This is a genomic window from Microbacterium sp. UBA3394 (assembly GCF_002358725.1).
In the GTDB taxonomy this organism is placed as follows: Bacteria; Actinomycetota; Actinomycetes; order Actinomycetales; family Microbacteriaceae; genus Microbacterium; species Microbacterium luteum.
On record NZ_DEPK01000174.1, the window covers coordinates 2,985 to 6,464 of the forward strand.

Consider the following 3,480-nt stretch of genomic DNA (forward strand, 5'->3'; position numbering starts at 1 on the left):
CTGCGCAACACCTTCAGCATCTTCCTGCTGTCATCCATCCCGCAGCTGATCGCCGCGATCTTCATCGCCGCGATGCTCGACCAGAACATCCGCGCCAAGACCTTCTGGCGCATGGGGGTCCTCGTCCCCTATGTCATGGCGCCGGTGGCCGTCGCCCTCATCTTCAGCAACCTGTTCGGCGACCAGTACGGCCTCGTCAACACGACGCTGCAGAACCTCGGCATCCCCGCCGTCCAGTGGCACTCGGATGCGTTCGCCAGCCACATCGCGATCGCGACGATGGTGAACTTCCGCTGGACCGGCTACAACACCCTCATCCTGCTGGCCGCGATGCAGGCCATCCCGCGCGACTACTACGAGGCCGCGACGGTCGACGGCGCGGGCAAGGTGCGCCAGTTCTTCTCGATCACGGTGCCGAGCCTGCGCCCGACGCTGATCTTCGTGATCATCACCTCCACCATCGGCGGTCTGCAGATCTTCGACGAGCCGCGCATGTACGACCAGTACGGCACCGGCGGACCGAACTCGCAGTGGCTGACGATCACCCTCTGGCTCTACAACATCGGCTGGGGCGAATGGAACTTCGGTCGCGCCGCCGCCCTCGCGTGGATCCTCTTCATCATCATCCTGCTCATCGGCGTCATCAATCTGTTCGTCACCCAGGGGCTGGTGCGCACCGAAGGAACCCGCACCACCCAGACCCGATCCGAACGCCGCGCCGCCGCCCGCGCCGCCCGGCTCGCCGTGCAGAGCGACGCGCGTGCGCGTGCCGCATCCGCGACCGGCCCGACCCGAGAGGACGAGCGATGAGCACCACCACCACTCCTCCCGTCACCATCGCCGACGGTGACATCCCCACCGAGGAGAAGCGGCGTCCGCGCCGCCGCCGCGCGATCCGCGGATCGCGACCGGGCTGGTTCGTCTACGGCGCGCTCGCGATCGTGCTCGGCGGATCGCTGTTCCCCTTCTACTGGTCGTTCCTCATCGGATCCGGCGACGCCTCCACCATCCGCGACCCCGACATGTCGTGGCTTCCCGGCGGCAACTTCATCGACAACGCCCTCGCCGTCGTCAACGACCCGGCCGTGAACTTCTGGCTCGCGCTGTGGAACTCCATCTACAGCTCGGCGCTCATCGCCCTGTCCGTCGTGTTCTTCTCGACCCTCGCCGGCTGGGCCTTCGCGAAGCTGCGGTTCCGCGGCGCCAACTGGCTGCTCGTCTTCGTCATCGCCACCATGGCCGTGCCGATGCAGCTCGGGGTCGTGCCGCTGTACATCCTCTTCGCCGACCTCGGCTGGACCGGCCAGATCGGTGCGATCATCGTTCCGGCACTGGTGACGGCATTCGGGGTGTTCTGGATGACGCAGTACCTGCGCCAGTCCGTTCCCGACGAGCTCATCGAGGCGGCGCGCGTCGACGGTGCGACATCGTTCCGCACCTTCTGGACGATCGGCCTGCCCGCCGCGCGCCCGGCCGCCGCGATGCTCGGACTGTTCACGTTCGTGACCGCCTGGAACAACTTCTTCTGGCCGTTCATCGTGCTCGACCGGCAGAATCCGACGCTGCCGGTGGCGCTGTCGCTGCTGCAGTCGAACTACTTCGTCGACTACTCCATCGTGCTGGCGGGCGTGCTGCTGGCGACCATCCCCCTGTTGATCCTCTTCGTGTTCGTCGGCAAGCAGCTGGTGAGCGGCATCATGGCAGGAGCCGTGAAGGGATGAGCACCATGACCGCCACCACCTCCCGAGAGGACTCCCCCCGGATGACCGCCCCCTCGCGCCCGTTCCCGTCGGACTTCCTGTTCGGCGCCGCCACCGCGGCCTTCCAGATCGAAGGTGCGGCCCGCGAGGACGGTCGTCGCGACTCGATCTGGGACGCGTTCTGCCGGGTGCCCGACGCCGTGATCAACGGCGACAACGGCGACGTCGCCTGCGATCACTACCACCTCTACCGCGACGACGTCGCGCTCATGTCGGACATGGGCCTGAACACCTATCGCTTCTCGACGTCGTGGTCTCGCGTGCGGCCCGACGGCGGCGCGGTGAACGCGGCCGGTGTCGACTTCTACAAGCGTCTCGTCGACGAGCTGCTGGATGCGGGCATCCTGCCCTGGCTCACCCTCTACCACTGGGATCTGCCGCAGGCGCTGCAGGAGAAGGGCGGGTGGGCGAACCGCGACACGGCAGCCCGCTTCACCGAGTACGCGCTCGACATGCACGACGCCCTGGGCGATCGGGTGCGCGTGTGGACGACCCTCAACGAACCGTGGTGCTCGTCGTTCCTCAGCTACACCGCCGGCATCCACGCCCCCGGTCACTACAGCGTGGAAGAGGGCCTGCTCGCCTCGCACCATCTGCTGCTCGGGCACGGACAGACGATCTCGGCGCTCCGTGAGCGCGACGCGTCGCTGAACCTCGGTATCACGCTGAACCTCACCGTCGCCGACGCCGTGGATCCCGCCGACCCCGCCGACGCCGACGCCGCGCGTCGCATCGACGGTCAGTTCAACCGCTGGTTCCTCGATCCGATCTTCCGCGGGGAGTACCCGGCGGACGTGGTCGAGGACATCCGGCGAGTGGATGCCGACGCCGTCGCCGCGTTCGAGACCGCCGTGCAGCCGGGCGACCTCGAGACGATCGCGAGCCGCGTCGACTCGCTCGGCGTGAACTACTACCACGGCGAGTACGTGGGCGGCCACGAGCCGGAGGTCGCACCCGTCGGCGGCGATGCGCCCACCGCGCGTCCCGCGCACTCGGCGTTCCCCTCGCACGAGGGCATCTTCTGGCACGAGCGGGGACTTCCGCGCACCCCGATGCAGTGGGAGGTGCAGCCGGAAGGGCTCACCCGCCTGCTGCAGCGGGTGTCGGCCGACTATGCGGGCCCGGCCGGGACGGCGCTGTACGTCACCGAGAACGGCGCCGCCTACGACGACGTCGCGATCGTCGAAGACGGCGAGACCCGCGTGCACGACTCCGACCGCGTCGAGTTCCTGCGCGGACACTTGGGCGCTGTGCTCGACGCGATCGAGGCCGGTGTCGAGGTCGGCGGGTACTTCTACTGGTCGATGCTCGACAACTTCGAGTGGGCGTGGGGCTACGAGAAGCGGTTCGGCATCGTGCGCGTGGACTACGCCACGCAGGAGCGGGCCGTGAAGGACAGCGGTCGCGAGTACGCTCGCATCATCGCCTCGCGCGCGCTGTGATCCCGCACCGCCCGATCGCGCAGGCGTAGGGAAGGAGTCGCGGTGACCACGTCGTCCGCAGCTCGCGGGGCCGTCACGATCGAGGAGGTCGCCGCCGAGGCCGGGGTGTCGAGGTCGACGGTGTCACGCGTCGTCAACGGTTCCCCCGCCGTCAGCCCGGAGGCCGTCGAAGCGGTCACCCGCGCGATCGCCGACCTCAACTACGTGCCCAACCGCGCCGCGCGCACCCTCGCCAGTCGTCAGACCCACGCGATCGCGCTGATCGTGCCCGAGGACAC

The 3,480-nt window shown here is 68.4% G+C and carries 4 protein-coding genes; all 4 read left to right on the top strand.

Annotated features, from left to right (window positions below):
• Positions 1-810: carbohydrate ABC transporter permease (locus B4E30_RS10370; RefSeq protein ID WP_286795246.1), on the top strand; the 810-nt coding region annotated here is incomplete at its 5' end.
• Positions 807-1,721 (top strand): carbohydrate ABC transporter permease, encoded by a 915-nt coding sequence (locus B4E30_RS10375; RefSeq protein WP_286795247.1) that lies wholly within the window; start codon positions 807-809, stop codon positions 1,719-1,721. The genes B4E30_RS10370 and B4E30_RS10375, both read left to right, overlap by 4 nt.
• 5 nt (positions 1,722-1,726) lie before the next feature.
• Positions 1,727-3,202: a GH1 family beta-glucosidase gene (locus B4E30_RS10380; RefSeq protein WP_414683208.1), complete on the top strand. Its 1,476-nt coding sequence runs from the start codon at positions 1,727-1,729 to the stop codon at positions 3,200-3,202.
• A gap of 42 nt (positions 3,203-3,244) precedes the next feature.
• Positions 3,245-3,480 (top strand): LacI family DNA-binding transcriptional regulator (locus B4E30_RS10385; protein ID WP_286795248.1); only part of this gene is annotated, 236 nt, incomplete at its 3' end.